The sequence below is a fragment of the Stenotrophomonas sp. CASM114 genome, from assembly GCF_049384325.1.
GTDB classification, from domain to species: domain Bacteria; phylum Pseudomonadota; class Gammaproteobacteria; order Xanthomonadales; family Xanthomonadaceae; genus Stenotrophomonas; species Stenotrophomonas muris.
Genome location: NZ_JBMRGJ010000011.1, coordinates 43,769 through 60,756, shown reverse-complemented (window position 1 = coordinate 60,756; position 16,988 = coordinate 43,769). Strand labels below are relative to the sequence as shown.

At 66.3% G+C, this 16,988-nt stretch carries 13 protein-coding genes; 9 read left to right on the top strand and 4 right to left on the bottom strand.

The genetic code is table 11. The features are described 5' to 3' along the window. Positions 1-3 precede the first annotated feature (3 nt). The 4 genes from fdhE to fdnG all read right to left on the bottom strand — a co-directional run bounded on the left by fdhE (position 4) and on the right by fdnG (position 5,859). Positions 4-987 carry a formate dehydrogenase accessory protein FdhE gene (gene fdhE / locus VG566_RS12410; RefSeq protein ID WP_241884254.1) on the bottom strand — a complete coding sequence of 328 codons (984 nt, stop codon included), beginning with the start codon at positions 985-987 and terminating at the stop codon, positions 4-6. 231 nt (positions 988-1,218) lie between these two features. Then, positions 1,219-1,866, bottom strand: a complete 648-nt coding sequence (locus VG566_RS12405) for a formate dehydrogenase subunit gamma (RefSeq protein WP_005410882.1) — start codon at positions 1,864-1,866, stop codon at positions 1,219-1,221. Then, complete coding sequence (gene fdxH / locus VG566_RS12400; protein WP_014648273.1) at positions 1,863-2,780, bottom strand: formate dehydrogenase subunit beta; 918 nt, start codon at positions 2,778-2,780, stop codon at positions 1,863-1,865. Before fdxH ends, VG566_RS12405 begins: the two co-directional genes overlap by 4 nt. A gap of 10 nt (positions 2,781-2,790) precedes the next feature. Next, on the bottom strand, positions 2,791-5,859 hold the full coding sequence (gene fdnG, locus VG566_RS12395) for a formate dehydrogenase-N subunit alpha (protein ID WP_152906956.1): 3,069 nt from the start codon (positions 5,857-5,859) through the stop codon (positions 2,791-2,793). A gap of 290 nt (positions 5,860-6,149) precedes the next feature. On the opposite strand from fdnG, the gene gmk reads away from it, so the two are divergent. The 9 genes from gmk to VG566_RS12350 all read left to right on the top strand — a co-directional run bounded on the left by gmk (position 6,150) and on the right by VG566_RS12350 (position 16,697). Next, entirely contained in the window at positions 6,150-6,815 is a 666-nt protein-coding gene (gene gmk / locus VG566_RS12390) for a guanylate kinase (RefSeq protein WP_057499642.1), read from the top strand. 110 nt (positions 6,816-6,925) lie between these two features. Continuing rightward, positions 6,926-7,225 carry a DNA-directed RNA polymerase subunit omega gene (rpoZ, locus tag VG566_RS12385; protein ID WP_005410877.1) on the top strand — a complete coding sequence of 100 codons (300 nt, stop codon included), beginning with the start codon at positions 6,926-6,928 and terminating at the stop codon, positions 7,223-7,225. 106 nt (positions 7,226-7,331) lie between these two features. Then, entirely contained in the window at positions 7,332-9,494 is a 2,163-nt protein-coding gene (locus VG566_RS12380) for a RelA/SpoT family protein (RefSeq protein ID WP_005418955.1), read from the top strand. Between the two features lie 149 nt (positions 9,495-9,643). Beyond that, the gene (locus VG566_RS12375) at positions 9,644-10,030 is read left to right on the top strand and encodes a RidA family protein (protein WP_005418954.1); all 387 of its coding nucleotides are present in this window, start codon (positions 9,644-9,646) and stop codon (positions 10,028-10,030) included. Positions 10,031-10,037: 7 nt separating this feature from the next. Continuing rightward, positions 10,038-12,149, top strand: a complete 2,112-nt coding sequence (recG, locus tag VG566_RS12370) for an ATP-dependent DNA helicase RecG (RefSeq protein WP_241884255.1) — start codon at positions 10,038-10,040, stop codon at positions 12,147-12,149. Positions 12,150-12,472: 323 nt separating this feature from the next. After that, positions 12,473-13,411: a nucleoside hydrolase gene (locus VG566_RS12365; RefSeq protein ID WP_032956077.1), complete on the top strand. Its 939-nt coding sequence runs from the start codon at positions 12,473-12,475 to the stop codon at positions 13,409-13,411. 88 nt (positions 13,412-13,499) lie between these two features. Continuing rightward, positions 13,500-13,742, top strand: a complete 243-nt coding sequence (locus VG566_RS12360) for a type B 50S ribosomal protein L31 (protein ID WP_010484049.1) — start codon at positions 13,500-13,502, stop codon at positions 13,740-13,742. A gap of 296 nt (positions 13,743-14,038) precedes the next feature. After that, a complete protein-coding gene (locus VG566_RS12355; protein WP_014038331.1) occupies positions 14,039-15,316 on the top strand; it encodes a citrate synthase in 1,278 nt (425 codons plus the stop codon). 292 nt (positions 15,317-15,608) lie between these two features. Beyond that, on the top strand, positions 15,609-16,697 hold the full coding sequence (locus VG566_RS12350; RefSeq protein WP_197561502.1) for a hypothetical protein: 1,089 nt from the start codon (positions 15,609-15,611) through the stop codon (positions 16,695-16,697). Positions 16,698-16,988 lie beyond the last annotated feature (291 nt).

The window sequence follows — 16,988 nt, the reverse complement described above, 5'->3', positions numbered from 1 at the left end:
GCCTCACTCGCCGTCGGATTGCCACAGCAGCGGATTCTGGCTGGCGCGTGCATAGCCTTCTTCGCCCAGCAGCAGGTCCAGCGCCAGCGTGCCAAGGTCATCAGCCACCGGTTCCAGCGACGGATCTTTTTCCAGATACAGGATCTTGCGGTAGCTGTGGCAGTGGTCGCAGGTTTCTGCACGTACCGCGCTCTCGCGCACCGCCTGGCCGGTATCGCCGTCGGCATCAGCCAGGGCGCGATAGGCGATGTCCTTGCCAGCGGCGCCACACTGGCTGCACTGCACGCGCACGTAGTGCCACTGGCAGGCGCACAACGAGCACGACAGGTAGCGGTAGGAGGCATAGGGCGGGCGGGCCTGCACCACGCTGGCCACCGGCAGGGTGCCGCACAGCGGGCACAGCCCTGGCGCATCGGCCAGCGGCTTCAGGTCGCTGGGGCGGAAGCTGGCCGCCAGTACTGCCCAATACACCTGCAACGCGTTCATCACCAGCAGCGCAGCGACCGCGTCGACCGGGGGCGCGTCAGCGCGTTCCAGCACGGCGTGGGCCTGCGCATCCAGCCAGGTGTCGTCGGCGGCGGCGACGCGCAGCAATTCCTGCCGTGTTTCCGCCGGTAGCCCCGCTTCGCCGGCGCAGTGCCGGCACAGCGTGCGCAGCCAGTCGCGCCAGCGCCCGTCCAGATGAAGCGCGTTGGCGGGCCGCAACGGCATGCCGGCACTGGCGGCCGCGCTGGACTGCTGCGCGCGCGCGTGGTCCTGCAGCGCCTCGCGTTGCTGGGGTGTCAATTCCTCCAGCAGCGCCTGCTGTGCGTCGGCCAATGCCGCCAGCAGCTGCAGGTAACCGCCGATGGCGCTGTGCGCGGCCAGGCTGCGCAGGCGCGCCGCGCGTGTGGCGAACAGCGATCCGGTATCAGGCAGGATGATGCGCGGCACGTCGCGCGAGGCGAGCGTCTCGATCTCACCGGGTTCAAGGATGCGTTGCGCCATGCAGGGCCAGCCAGAAGAACCAGCCTCCATCCTCGCCGTTGTCAGCGCTGGCGTCCAGCGCACTGTAGGCCATTTGAAATGGTGGGGGTCAGATCCGTTTTCCACAGGAAAACGGATCTGACCCCATCGGTTGTTGCCGTGTTCATCGTGTCGACCAAGGTCGACACCTACCAAAAGCACCGGGGAACTGTCGAAGGCGCCTCTGCAGGTGCAGGGCCGCAGGCCCTGCCGTTACCCCTCTTCCCGACGTCCGCGCAGGATGTCCCGGAACCACTGCCGGTGGTGCTTGTACGCCCACCCATAGGTCACCTTGCCCTGGGTCATCGCCCGCACCGAGCCCTTGATCCAGATCGCCGCATAGATGTGCACCACGATCGCGCACACCAGCACCCAGCCGAACAGCGCATGGGCCAGCACCGAGAAGCGGATCACCCCGATCGGGAAGAAGTGGCTGAAGTACTGCCGCCAGATCACGAAGCCGGTCAGCAGCAGCGCCGACAGGCAGCCGATGATGGCCCAGAACAGCAGCTTCTGGCCGGCATTGAAACGGCCCACCGGCGGCAGCTTCTCATCCTCGTTGCGCAGTACATCGCGCATGCCGCGCATCCATGCGCGATCGTCGGCGGTCGGCAGATTGTCGCGCCACATGCGGAACGCCAGCAGCGCAAAGCCCACCACCATGGCCAGCCCGATGAACGGATGCAGGATGCGCGTCCACGGGCCGCCACCGAACAGCTGGGTCAACGGGAACAGGGCAGGGTGGAACAGCGCCAGCCCGGACAGCGCGGTCAGCACGAAGCAGATCGCCACGATCCAGTGGTTGATGCGGGTCGGTGCGCGGTAGCGGATGATCTGGCGCGGGTGCGGGGCGTACTTCATGGCCGCTGCTCCTCTTCGATCTTCTTCGCCTCGTGCTCGGCTTCCTCTTCTTCCTCGTCATTGACCGTGTTGCGGCCGATGCCGATGTAATGCAGGAAGCCGGCGAAGGCGGTGGCGGCGATCGCCAGCACGCCCAGCGGCTTGGCCACGCCCTTCCAGACTTCCACCATCGGGCTGATCCGCGGGTCCTTGGGCAGGTCGGCGTACAGCTCCGGCTTGTCCACATGCTGCAGCACGTACATCACGTGGGTGCCACCCACGCCCTGCGGGTCGTACAGGCCGGCGTTCCCGTAGCCGCGCGATTTCAGGTCTTCCACGCGGCCGGCCGCGTGCTCGGTCATCGCCTGCTTGCTGCCGAAGGTGATCGCCCCGGTCGGGCAGGTCTTCACGCAGGCCGGTTCCTGGCCTACCGCCACCCGGTCCGAACACAGTGTGCACTTGTAGGCCTTGTGGTCCTTCTTGGAAATGCGCGGCACGTCGAACGGGCAACCGGTCACGCAGTAGCCGCAGCCGATGCAGTTCTCTTCCTGGAAGTCGACGATGCCGTTGGCGTACTGGATGATCGCGCCGGGCGACGGACAGGCCTTCAGACAGCCCGGATCGCTGCAGTGCATGCAGCCCTCCTTGCGGATCAGCCACTCCAGCTTGCCCTTCTCGTCCTCGTACTCGCGGAACTTCATCACCGTCCACGACTGGTCGCTCAGGTCGGGCGGGTTGTCATAGCTGCCAACGCAGCTGCCGACCTCGTCGCGCAGGTCGTTCCATTCCATGCAGGCGACCTGGCAGGCCTTGCAGCCGATGCATTTGCTCACATCGATCAGCTTGGCGACCTGGCCGGTGTGCGCACCGCGCGCTTCCGGCGAGGGCGTGGTGGTGGCCGAGCGGCGGATGATGTCCAGCGATTGCAGTGACATGGCGTGTCTCCTACACCTTCTCGACCTTGACCAGGATGCACTTCGATTCGGGCGTCTGCGAGTTGCCGTCACCGATGGCGTTGGTCAGCGTATTGGCGATGTATCCGGGCTTGGCCGCACCGAGGAAGCCCCAGTGGATCGGCACGCCCACCTGGTGCACGGTCCGGCCATCGATCTGCAGGGCCTTGATGCGCTTGGTCACCATCGCCACCGCTTCGATGTGGCCACGCTTGGAACTGACCCGCACGCGGCTGCCGTTGCTGATGCCCAGCTCGTCGGCCAAGGCCGCGCCGATCTCGACGAACTGCTCGGGCTGGATGATGGCGTTCAACTTGCCGTGCTTGGTCCAGAAGTGGAAGTGCTCGGTCAGGCGGTAGGTGGTGGCCACATGCGGGAACTCGTCCGGCGAACCGATCTGTGCGCGATCGCTGGCGAATACGCGGGCGGCCGGGTTGTTCAGCGTCAGTGCCTGGCCGGGGCTGAGCGGATTGCTGCGCAGTGGCGTGTCGAATGGCTCGTAGTGCTCCGGGAATGGCCCTTCGGCCATGCCGGCCTTGGCGAAGAAGCGGGCGATGCCTTCCGGGTTCATGATGAACGGGCCCATCCCGCCGGCGGGATCTTCGTCGGCCTTGAAGTCCGGTACGTCCACGCTGCCCCAGTTCTTGCCGTTCCAGGCCAGCAGCGTGCGGCGCGGGTCGAACGGCTGGCCGGCCACGTCGCACGACGCGCGGTTGTACATCACGCGGCGATTGGCCGGCCACGCCCAGGCCCAGCCCAGCGTGTTGCCGATGCCGGTGGGGTCGCTGTTGTCACGCCGCGCCATCATGTTGCCGGTCGGGCCCCAGGCACCGATGTAGATCCAGCAGCCCGACGCGGTGCTGCCATCGTCGCGCAGGTCGCCGAATGCGGCCAGCTGCTCGCCGGCCTTGCGCACCAGCCTGGTCGGATCCTTCGGATCGAACACGTCGGCCAGCGCCTTGCCGTTGTATTCCATCGCCAGCTCTTCCGGCGTCGGCAGCTCCGGGTTGGAATACTTCCAGGCCAGGTCGCGCACCGGCTCCCACCACGCACCGCCGTCCTTCTCGTACATCGCCTTGATGCGATGGAACAGCTCGGACATGATCTCGATGTCGCTGCGCGCTTCACCCGGCGGATTGGCGCCCTTCCAGTGCCACTGCAGCCAGCGCGAGGAGTTCACCACCGCGCCGTTCTCCTCGGCGAAGGACGTGGTGGGCAGGCGGAATACTTCGGTCTGGATCGTGCTCGGGTCGACGTCGTTCAACGCGCCGTGGTTCTGCCAGAAGGCGATGGTCTCGGTTTCCAGCGGGTCCATGCTGACCATGAACTTCAGCTTGGAGAACGCGCTGATCAGCTTGCCCTTGTTAGGCGCCGAGGCCAGCGGGTTGAAACCCTGGCAGATGTAGCCGTGGATCTTGCCCTCGTTCATCAGCTCGTACGCCTGCAGCATGTCGTACGGCTTGTCGAGCTTGGGCAGGTAATCGAAGCACCAGTTGTTGTCGGCGGTGGCGGCATCGCCCCACCACGATTTCATCAGGCTGACGTGGAACTTCGGATAGTTCTGCCAGAACGACATCTGGTTGGCGCGCAGCGGCTTCTGCGTGCGCTTGGCGATGTAGGCGTCGTAGTCCTGCTCGTCCTGCCTCGGCAGCGTCAGGTAGCCGGGCAGCAGGTCGGACATCAGGCCGATGTCGGTCAGGCCCTGGATGTTGGAATGCCCGCGCAGCGCGTTCATGCCGCCACCGGCCACGCCGATGTTGCCCAGCAGCAGCTGCACCATGGTGCCGGCACGCACGTTCTGTGCGCCGATCGAGTGCTGCGTCCATCCCAGCGCGTACAGGATGGTCATCGCCTTGTCCTTGCCGGCGGTGGACGCGATCATGTCCCAGATCTGGCGGATGCTGTCGGCCGGCGTGCCGCAGATGCGCTCGACCATCTCCACGGTGTAGCGCGCGTAGTGTTGTTTCAGCAGGTTGTAGACGCAGCGCGGGTCCTTCAGCGTCGGGTCGCTGCGTACGTAGCCGTCGTCACCGTAGGCGTAGTCCCAGCTGGAACGGTCGTAGCTGCGCTTCTCTTCGTTGTAACCCGAATACAGGCCGTCCTTGAAGGCGAATTCGTCCTTCACCAGGAACGGCATGTCGGTGTAGTTCAGCACGTACTCGTGCTGGATGCGGTCCTCGGTCAGCAGGTAGTTGATCAGGCCGCCCAGGAACACGATATCGGTACCGGTGCGGATCGGCGCGTACACGTCGGCCACCGCGGCCGAGCGGTTGAAGCGCGGATCGACCACGATCAGCCGGGCCTTGTTGTGTGCCTTGGCCTCGGTCACCCATTTGAACCCGCACGGGTGCGCCTCGGCGGCATTGCCACCCATGATCAGGATCAGGTCGGCATTCTTGATGTCGACCCAGTGGTTCGTCATCGCACCACGGCCTAGCGTCGGGGCAAGACCTGCCACCGTCGGGCCGTGTCAGACACGTGCCTGGTTGTCGAATGCCAGCATGCCAAGGGAGCGGACGACCTTGTGGGTCAGCACCGCAGTTTCATTGCTGGTGGCCGAGGCCGCCAGCATGCCGGTGGTCAGCCAGCGGTTGACCGTCTGCCCGGCCTCGTTCTTCTGCACGAAGTTGGCATCGCGGTCTTCCTTCATCAGCCGCGCGATGCGGTCCAGCGCATCGTCCCAGCTCAGCCGCTTCCACTCGTTCGAGCCCGGCGCGCGGTACTCGGGGTAGAGCAGGCGCGACTTGCTGTGGATGATGTCGGCCAGGCCGGCGCCCTTCGGGCACAGCGTGCCGCGGTTCACCGGATGGTCCGGGTCGCCTTCGATATGGAAGATGCTCGGCTCGGCGTTCTTGGCACCATCGCCGAGGCTGTACATCAGGATGCCGCAGGCCACCGAACAGTAGGTACAGGTGTTGCGGGTCTCGGTCGCGCGGGTCAGCTTGTACTGCCTGACCTCCGCGAGCGCGATGCCGGGCGCGAAGCCCATCAATGCCAGGCTGGAGCCGACCAGGGTTGTCCCGGTCACTTTCAGGAACTGGCGGCGGCTCATCGATGGCATGCCGTTCTCCTGGGATGGCGGGGAGGCACGGGCCTCCGGGCTGTCGTTGGGTACGGCCCGGTTATAGCACAGGCCCCCGCACGCCCATGTGGCACAAGGCCCGGCGCCGGCGGGGCGGGCGCGCAACGGGGCCGCTCTGGTAAAGTTGCGTGCCCGCCCCCCGGGGAAGCGTCTGCCGGGCCTGGTTCCAGGATGTTCCGCGCAGCCCCCGCCGTCCTGGCGCGATCCTCCGCGCCGGATCTGGAACACCGAGGAAAAATTTTGCGAAATCAACCCGTTGGATCCCCCGCATGAGCGCCCCGTCGAAGCCGTCGGACGCCGTTGCGCGCGGCACGCTGTACATCGTTGCCGCCCCCTCCGGCGCCGGCAAGAGCAGCATCGTCAATGCCACCCTGGCGCGTGACCCGCAGATCGCGCTGTCGATCTCCTTCACCTCGCGCGCGATGCGCCCGGGTGAGGTGAACGGCCAGCACTACCATTTCGTCTCTGCGGAAAAGTTCGAGGAAATGATCGCCGCTGGCGACTTCTTCGAGCATGCCTGGGTGCACGGCGACTGGAAGGGCACGGCCCGGCAGTCGGTGGAGCCGCAGCTGGCCGCCGGCCAGGACGTGCTGCTGGAAATCGACTGGCAGGGCGCGCAGCAGGTGCGCCAGCTCGTGCCGGGCACGGTCACCGTGTTCATCCTGCCGCCGTCCAGGCAGGCCCTGCAGGATCGCATGCGCAAGCGCGGCCAGGACAGCGAGGCGGTCATCGCCCAGCGCCTGGGCGCGGCGCGCGATGAAATGCTGCACTTCAACGAGTTCGACTACGTCATCGTCAACGAGGTGTTCGACACCGCCGTGGACGAGTTGTGCGCCATCTTCACCGCCAGCCGCCTGCGCCGGGAGGCCCAGAAGGTCCGCCACGCCGGCCTGATCCAGGCCCTGCTGACTCCCGATCCGGGCGCAACTGACTGATTCCAAAAGAATCGGGTAGGGGTTGGCTTGATTTTGTCCAGCCCCTGCCAGTACACTCCGTCCCCTTTCCCTCATTCGACTGAGCGGCCGACCGGTCGCCGGGAGCCCGTATGGCCCGCATCACCGTAGAAGATTGCCTGGAAGTCGTTAACAACCGTTTCGAACTGGTCATGATGGCATCCAAGCGTGCCCGCCAGCTCGCCAACGGCGTGCAGGCCACGCTGGACAACAGCGAGACCGAGGACAAGCCGACCGTGCTGGCGCTGCGCGAAATCGCCGCCCGCAAGATCGACAACGCGCTGATCGACGAAGTCGAGAAGGCCGAGCGTGAGCGCGCCGAGCGCGAAGCGCTGGAGTGGGCTGCCGCCGAAGTGGTCGCTGACGAAGACATGTCCAAGAACGACGATTGATCGCATCGATCAACGTAATCGTTGGATACACCGAACAGCCCGCCCCGTGCGGGCTGTTTCGCATTCAGGATTTGCCGTAAACGTCGCGCTGGAATAGGCTGCGGGCATGAACCCAGGCCCCACTGCCAAGGTCGCCGCAGCCCCCACTGCCGCCGTACCCGACTACGTCCTCCAGCTTGAACGCGCCGCCCATTACCTGCCGCCGGAACAGCTGCCGCTGTTGCGCCGTGCCTGGGAAGTCGGAGCCTCCGCGCACGCTGGGCAGACGCGCAAGTCGGGTGAGCCCTATATCACCCACCCGGTGGCGGTGGCCCAGGTGCTGGCCGAGCTCGGCCTGGACGTGGAAGCGCTGATCGCCGCGATCCTGCACGACACCATCGAAGACACGCCGCTGACCCGCGAGGCGCTGGCCGCCGAGTTCGGCGAAGCCGTGGCCGAACTGGTCGACGGCGTCACCAAGCTGGACAAGCTGAAGTTCCGCGACCGTCAGGAGGCGGCCGCCGAGAGCTTCCGCAAGATGCTGCTGGCGATGTCGCGCGACCTGCGCGTGATCATGATCAAGCTGGCCGACCGCCTGCACAACATGCGCACGCTGGGTGCGCAGAGCCGCGAAGCGCGCGGCCGCATCGCCCGCGAGACGCTGGAGATCTACGCGCCCATCGCCCAGCGCCTGGGCATGAGCCTGGTCAAGAGCGAGCTGCAGAACCTCGGTTTCAAGGCGCTGTACCCGTGGCGCCACGCCATCATCGAGAAACACATCCGCAGCCAGCCGGTGGTGCGTCGCGAGGCGATGGCGCAGGTGGAAGTGCAGCTGTCGCAGCGCCTGGCCAAGGAGGGGATCGAGCATCGGCTGATCAGCCGCATCAAGACCCCGTGGAGCATCTACAACAAGATGCGCGACGAGAACAAATCCTTCGACCAGGTGATGGATGTGTTCGGCTTCCGCCTGGTCGTGCGCAGCGTGCCCAGCTGCTACCACGCGCTGGGTTCGGTGCATGCCACCTTCAAGCCGCTGGATGGCCGCTTCCGCGACTTCATCGCCATTCCCAAGGCCAACGGCTACCAGTCGCTGCACACGGTGCTGTTCGGGCCGTATGGCTCGCCGATCGAAGTGCAGATCCGTACCGAGGAAATGGACCTGATCGCCGAACGCGGCGTGGCCGCGCACTGGACCTACAAGTTCGGCGGCGATTCGCCCAACAGCGCACAGAGCCGTGCCCACGCGTGGATCGTCGAGCTGATCGACTCGCAGCGTGCCGCCGGTTCCTCGCTGGAGTTCCTGGACAACGTCAAGGTCGACCTGTTCCCGGACGAGGTCTACCTGTTCACCCCGAAGGGCAAGATCCTGGCCCTGCCGCGCAATTCCACCGCGCTCGATTTCGCCTACGCCGTGCATACCGACGTCGGCAACATGGCGGTGGCCTCGCGCGTGGACAAGAAACTGGTGCCGCTGCGCACCAAGCTGGTGTCGGGGCAGTCGGTGGAGATCATCACCGCACGCTCGGCCACGCCGAAACCGCAGTGGCTGGAATTCGTGGTTACCAGCAAGGCGCGCACCGCCATCCGCCACCAGCTCAAGCAGCTGGAGCACGAGGATGCCGTGCAGCTGGGCCACCGCATGCTCGACCGTGCGCTGGAGGCGATGGATTCGTCGCTGGAGCGGCTGCCGAAGGGGCGTCTGGATGCGTTCCTGGCCGAACACCGCTTCCCGCGCCTGGAAGCCCTGCTGGCCGAGGTCGCACTGGGCAACTGGATGCCGACCCAGGCCGCGCAGGCGCTGATGGCCTACGCCGAACTGCGTGGCGGCCCGCATTCGCGCCACCACTCGCAGGAAAAGATCCTGATCAACGGCAGCGAGCGTGGCGTGGTCACCTTCGCCGGCTGCTGCCAGCCGATTCCCGGCGACGAGATCATGGGCTACCACACCGCCGGCAAGGGCATCGTGGTGCACCGCATGGACTGCCCGAACCTGGCCGAGCTGCGCAAGTCGCCCGAGCGCTGGGTGCCGATCGGCTGGGACACCACCGTCTCCGGTGACTACGACACCTCGCTGGTGGTGGAAGTGGAGAACGGCACCGGCGTGCTGGCACAGCTGGCCGCTGCCATCGCGCAGAGCCACTCCAACATCGAGCGCGTGGACTACCTGGATCGCGATTTCAACGCCGCCGTGCTGGCGTTCAACATCCAGGTGCGCGACCGCAACCACCTGGCCGAAGTGATGCGCCGCCTGCGCCGCCTGTCGGTCGTGCAGTCGGTACGCCGCCAGTAGGTCCACGCCATGCGTGGATGACGTTCCGCGCACACGACATACGGGGTCGGATCCGGTTACCGCCGGGAAACGGATCCGACCCCCAGCCGATGCCGCGCCCACCCGGTACAATCACCGCTCTGTTTTCCCCCAAAGCACCGGAGCGACCCATGTCCCGCCAGATCATCAACACCGAAAAGGCCCCCGCCGCCATCGGCCCGTACTCGCAGGCCGTGCGCGCCGGCAACACCGTGTACTTCTCCGGCCAGATCCCGCTTGACCCGGCCACCGGCGACATCGTCGGCGCTGGCGACGTCGAAGCGCAGGCCCGTCGCGCCTTCGACAACCTCAAGGCCGTGGCCGAAGCCGCCGGCGGCTCGCTGGACAAGGTCGTGCGTCTGGGCCTGTACCTGACCGACCTGGGCGAGTTCGCCAAGGTCAACGCGGTCATGCAGGACTACTTCCAGGCCCCGTACCCGGCCCGTTCCACCATCGAAGTCTCCGGCCTGCCGAAGGGCGCCAGCTTCGAGGTCGACGCGGTGATGGTCATCGACTGACCACCACGTGGCACGCAAGGCGGCGGTCACCCCGGTCCTGTCACCGTCCGGCGAAGCATCCCTGGCGATGCTCGCCGGCGTCGGTCCGGCCGTGGCCGCCAAACTGCAGGCGCGTGGCCTGGCCACCCTGCAGGATCTCTGGCTTCACCTGCCCCTGCGCTATGAAGACCGGACCCGGCTGACCCGCATCGAAGACCTGCGCAACGGCGTGCCGGCGCAGGTGGAAGGGCGGGTGGTCGCGGTCGAGCGCGGCATGCGCTATCGACCGATGCTGAAGGTCGCGGTGGAGGACGAAGGGCAGGGCACCCTGGTGCTGCGCTTCTTCCATTTCCGCCAGCAGCAGGTCGGCCAGTTCGCGGTCGGCAACCGGCTGCGCTGCTTCGGCACGCCCAAGCCCGGCCACCTCGGCCTGGAAATCGTCCATCCCAGCTACCAGGTGCTGGGCCGCAACGATGATCCCGAACTCGGCGACCGCCTCGACCCGGTGTATCCCACCGTCGAAGGCGTGGGCCCGATGACGATGCGCAAGCTGATCGGCCAGGCCCTGGATCGCCTGCCCGAGGAGAGCACGCTGGAACTGCTGCCCAGCGGTTGGCTCGATGGCCTGGGCCTGCCGTCGCTGCGCAGCGCGCTGCTGACCGTGCACCGGCCACCGCCGGATGCCGACCTCGCCGCGCTGGCCGCCGGCACCCACCCGGCGCAGCGCCGCCTGGCGATGGAAGAACTGCTGGCCCACCACCTCAGCCTGCGTCGCCAGCGCATTGCCTTGCAGGCACACCATGCGCCGCCGCTGGCTGGTCCTGGCAAGTTGGCCAAGGCGCTGCTGAAGCAGCTGCCGTTCGCGCTCACCGGCGCGCAGGCGCGCGTGTTCAAGCAGATCCGTGAAGACCTCGCGCGCCCCAGCCCGATGCTGCGGCTGGTGCAGGGCGACGTCGGTTCCGGCAAGACCGTGGTGGCCGCACTGGCGGCGATGCTGGCGGTGGAGCAGGGCAAGCAGGTCGCATTGGCAGCGCCCACCGAACTGCTGGCCGAACAGCATCTCAACAACCTGCGCGGCTGGCTGGAGCCGCTCGATGTGCGTATCGCCTGGCTGGCCGGCAAGGTCACCGGCAAGGCGCGCGCCAAGGTGATGGAGCAGGTCGCCAGCGGCGAAGCGCAGGTGGTGGTCGGTACCCACGCGCTGATGCAGGAGGCGGTGGTGTTCCAGGATCTGGCCTTGGCCATCGTCGACGAACAGCACCGCTTCGGCGTGCACCAGCGCTTGGCGCTGCGCGACAAGGGCGCGGGCGGCAACAGCGTGCCGCACCAGCTGGTGATGACCGCCACGCCGATTCCGCGCACGCTGGCGATGTCCGAGTACGCGGACCTGGATGTGTCGGCCATCGACGAGCTGCCGCCGGGCCGCACGCCGGTACAGACCGTCGCCCTCAACAATGACCGCCGCCCGGAGCTGATCGAGCGCATCGCGCTGGCCTGCCAGGAAGGGCGGCAGGTCTACTGGGTGTGCACGCTGATCGAGGAAAGCGAAGAGCTGGATGCCACTCCGGCGCAGGCCACCTACGAATCGCTGCAGGCACTGCTGCCCGGCGTGCGCGTGGGGCTGGTGCACGGGCGGCTGAAAGCGGCCGAGAAGCTGGCGACGATGGTGGCCTTCAAGGCCGGCGAGATCGACCTGCTGGTCGCGACCACGGTCATCGAAGTGGGTGTGGACGTACCGAATGCTTCGCTGATGGTGATCGAGAACGCCGAGCGCCTCGGCCTGGCCCAGCTGCACCAGCTGCGCGGCCGCGTCGGCCGTGGTTCGGCGGTGTCGCGCTGCGTGCTGCTGTACCAGGCTCCGCTTTCGCAGATGGCGCGCGAGCGCCTGCAGACCATGCGCGAAACCAACGATGGGTTCGTCATCGCGGAGAAGGATCTGGAACTGCGCGGCCCCGGCGAGCTGCTGGGCACCCGCCAGACCGGCCTGGCCGGTTTCCGCATCGCCGACCTGGCCCGCGACGCCGGGCTGCTGCCCGGCGTGCACGCACTGGCCGAGCGCCTGCTGGAGCAGCAGCCTGCACTGGCCGATCGGGTGGTGCAGCGATGGATCGGCACCGCCGTGCGCTACGCCTCGGCGTAAGCACCCTGGGGTCAGAGCCCTTTGCGCAGCAATGGCCTCTGACCCCATTTCCGGCACGCTCATCCACGCACGGCGTGGATCTACTGTAGAGCCGAGCCCACGCTCGGCTGCCGTGCGCGCTGCGCGCGGGAGTCGAGCATGGCTCGACTCTACAGAGAGCTCTTCCCTGCCATCCGCGGGAAACCCGTTTTCGGCGTTGCTGTTGAAGTTGTCGGCCAGCGGCCGGCACTACCGCGGGTGCAGGTCGCAGCCCTGCCGCCCCCCATACTTGCAACGGTCATCATCCCGGTCCACACTTCGTTGCCGATCTGAAGACGGCAACGATGACCCATAAGATCCCCCTGTTGATCGACACCGACCCCGGTGTGGACGACGCCCTGGCCCTGCTGATGGCCTTTGCCGATGAACGGCATGACGTGGTCGCCCTGACCATCGCCGCCGGCAATGTCGGCCTGCAGTACACCGTCCGCAACGCCCTCAAGCTCTGCGACATCGTCGGCCGCACCGACGTGCCGGTGTTTGCCGGCAGCCCGGATCCGCTGCTGCATCCTTCCGTAGACGCTGCCCACGTGCATGGCCGTGATGGCTATGGCGACGTGGACCTGCCGCCGCCGAGCCGCCAGGCCGAAGCCGAGCATGCTGCGCTGGCCATCCTGCGCCTGTCGCACGCGCATGCCGGCGAACTGATGCTGGTGATGCTTGGCCCGCTGACCAACCTCGCGCTGGCACTGAAGCTGGACCCGACCCTGCCCCAGCGCATCAAGCGCATCGTGGTGATGGGCGGCGCGGTCACCTGCCACGGCAACATCACCCCGGCGGCCGAATTCAACATCGCCTTCGATCCGGAAGCGGCGCATGTGGTGTTCACCTCGTTCAAGCACCTGCTGGTGTCGGACTGGGAGGCCACCGTCGCCCACGGCCTGCCGCTGGAAGAAGCCGAGAAATGGCTGCAGGCCGATTCCGATCGCGCCCGCTTCTACGAGCTGATTTCGCGCAAGACCCGGGGCCTGTCCGAAGACAGCAAGGGCGGCCGCTGGTACACCGCCGACGCGGTTGCCATGGCCTGGGCACTGAACCCGGAAGGGCAGCTGCGGGTCGAGTCGCGTCCGCTGAACGTGGAGCTGAATGGCACGTTCAGCCGCGGCGCCACCATCGTCGACTGGAACCGCCAGACCGGCCAGCCGGACAACTGCGATCTGCTGATGGCCTACGACCAGCAGCGTTTCGAGACCCTGGTACGCCAGGCCCTGGGCGCGGACTGAAGCCGATTGACCGGCACCGGTTGCCCCGGGCGGCAACCGGTGCTTATAATGCCGCTCTTGACCACCAGCCCATTTACGGTGTGAGCCCATGAAGGCCGATATCCATCCGAACTACCGCGACGTCGTCTTCCATGACGTCACCTCCGATTTCAAGATCCTGACCCGCTCGACCATGGCGACGAAGGAAACCATCAAGTGGGAAGACGGCAACGACTACCCGCTGGTGAAGGTTGAAATTTCCTCGGCTTCGCACCCGTTCTACACGGGCAAGCACAAGGTCATCGACACCTCGGGCCGTATCGACAAGTTCCAGAAGCGCTACGCGCGCTGATCTGTCGATCCAGCTTCGAACCGACGGCCGCGCTCTGCGCGGCCGTTTGTTTTTCCCCAACGCCAACCCAACGGGCGTTTGGATGGACAGAACACTGCGTTCGTGTGACAACGCTTTTGCCGATCCGGGCCGCTTGCTGGCCGGGTTCTGGCCGCCTGCCGTCTACGACTTCTGTCTAGCGCCGGGCAAATGCTGCTGTGCGATAATGGCATGATCCCCGGCACAGGCCGAGGACGTCATTCACGTGCCTGACCAATGCGCTTGGGCAGGCGCCTTCCCATGAAGGAGCGCACACAGTGTCCGATCTTGATCAGGTCACGCTCAACGCCGGCGATAAGTCCGTCGTTCTGCCCGTCATCAAACCCACCCTTGGCAACGACTGCGTCGACATCGCGAAGCTGACCAAGGAAACGGGGTTTTTCACCTACGATTCCGGCTTCACCGCGACGGCCAGCTGCAAATCCGCCATCACTTACATCGACGGCGACAAGGGCGTGCTGCTGTATCGCGGCTACCCGATCGAGCAGCTGTCGGAAAAGTCGAGCTACGTCGAAGTGGCCTACCTGCTGATCAACGGCGAGCGCCCGAGCGCCGAGCAGCTGAAGGCCTTCACCGATGAGCTGACTGCCGAAGCCAATGTCGACGACTCGATCAACACCCTGATCGGCAGCTTCGCCAAGGACGCCCACCCGATGGCCATACTGGCTGCTGCGATCGCGCAGCTGTCGGCCATCTACCACGACTCGCTGGACCTGTCCGACGCCGAACAGCGCCGCCAGGCCGCCGTGCGCCTGATCGCCAAGGTGCCGACCCTGTCGGCGCTGATCTACCGCCATGGCAAGGGCCTGCCCGCCAACAAGCCGGACACCTCGCTGGACTACGTCAGCCGCTTCCTGAAGCAGACCTTCGAGTCGGCTGACGGCCAGTACGATCTGAACCCGGACGTGGTCAAGGCGCTGGACCTGCTGTTCATCCTGCACGCCGACCACGAGCAGAACGCCTCGACCTCGACCGTGCGCCTGGTCGGTTCGACCGGTGCCAACCCGTACGCGTCGGTCGCCGCTGGCGTCACCGCGCTGTGGGGTCCGGCCCACGGCGGTGCCAACGAAGCCGTGCTGAAGATGCTGGAAGAGATCGGCAGCGCCGACAACGTCGAGTCCGCCGTGGTCAAGGCCAAGGACAAGACCTCCGGCTTCCGCCTGATGGGCTTCGGCCACCGCGTCTACAAGAACTTCGATCCGCGCGCCAAGGTCATCGGCGAGATGACCAGCAAGGTGCTCAAGCAGCTGGGCGTGCAGGATCCGCTGCTGGACGTGGCCGTGAAGCTGGAACAGGCCGCGCTGCAGGACGAGTACTTCGTCGCGCGCAAGCTGTACCCGAACGTCGATTTCTACAGCGGCATCATCTACAAGGCGCTGCAGATCCCGACCGAAATGTTCACCGTCATGTTCGCCCTGGGCCGTACCTCCGGCTGGGTCTCGCATTGGCTGGAACAGCAGGTCGATCCGGAAATGAAGATCGGCCGTCCGCGCCAGGTCTACACCGGCAGCGACGTGCGCGACTACCAGGGCTGATCGCCCGCGTAGGTTGTGCCGAGAGCGCCCCGCATCCGCGGGGCGTTTTTTTTGGAGCGGACCTGGTAGGTGCGGACCGTTGGTCCGCACGATTTCGGCGCCCACGAAAAATCATCCACGCATGGCGTGGATCTACCACCGCAACCGCCTTCGGTAGGTGCCAACCTTGGTTGGCACGCTCTTCACCGCGCCAAGACCGCGTGATTCAAGGGTCTCGCCAGCTTCACAACCGCTCGCGCAGCCTCAGGACACCAACTGCATCCGCAGCACCTGAAATGGAGCATCCATCCCGATGAGTACCCGATTCGACCCACCCGAGCGCGGCCCGCTCGGCCCAGACGTCGCCACTGTCGTCACCGCCCCCATCGTCGCCCCTCCCAGCGAAAGCGCCGTGTCCTGGGGCGCGATCTTCGCCGGCGCCGCCGCTGCCGCTGCACTCTCCCTCATCCTGCTGATTCTCGGCGTGGGCCTTGGTCTGTCATCGGTGTCACCGTGGTCGTTCGAAGGCGTCAGCAAGGAAACCTTCGGCTGGTCCAGCATCATCTGGCTCACCTTCACCGCGCTGGCCGCTTCCGGCCTGGGCGGTTATCTGGCCGGTCGCCTGCGCACCAAGTGGACGCAGATCCACGGCGATGAAACCTACTTCCGCGATACCGCGCACGGCTTCGTGTCCTGGGCCGTGGCCACCCTGCTCACTGCTGGCCTGTTGACCTCGGCCATCGGTGGCGTGCTGGGCGCTGGCGCAAAGGTTGCCGGCGCCACTGCAGGCGCCGCTGCATCCACGGCCGGCGTTGCCGCCGCGGGTGCCGGTAGCGCCGCTGCGGCCGCACCGGAAGGCGACCTCAACTATTGGGTGGACTCGCTGTTCCGCAACGCCACCCATGCAGACCCCGCAGCTGCGAGCGCGCCGCCGGCCCCGGGCGCCGCCGACGCTACGCCGGGCGTGCCGCCCATGGGCCCGGCCACGCCTTCCCCGGTCGCCAGCGTCGGCCCACGTGACGCCCGCACGGCCCCGCCGCCGCGCCCGATGTTGGGCAATGGCCCGATGGGTGACCGCCGCGAACTCCGTGCCGAAGTGAACCGCATCATCGTCAACAGTCTGCAGGGCGATGGCCTGGATCCGGCCGATACCCAGTACCTGTCGCAGCTGATCGCGCGCGAGACGGGCATGAGCCAGGCTGAAGCGCAGGCCCGTGTGACCGACGTGCAGACCCGCATGCGTGCTGCGCTGGAAAAGGCCAAGAACACCGCCAAGCAAGCTGCCGACGATGCGCGCAAGGCCACGGCCTATGCCGCACTGTGGCTGTTCATCACCCTGCTGATCGGCGCGTTCTTCGCCAGCCTCAGCGCCACCTGGGGCGGCCGTCGCCGCGACCTGTAACCCCATCTGATGCAAGGAGACCTGCCATGAAAACGCTTCTGCTCTGGTTCCTGGGTGTGCCGATTCCGCTGTTGATCCTGTACGCGATCTTCTTCTAGGCACCGCACCGTTCATCGCATCAGGCCGCCGAAAGGCGGCCTGATGCATTTTGGCGTCAGTGCAATGAGGGTTGTTGCAAAGGACTGGTGAGGACAATTGCATAGCCCTCAAACATTGAACGCCTTCAAGGAATCTCCTTAACACGCATCTATTTAGGAAAGCTTGAATGGCCGCAGGGTAGGGCGCTGCCTA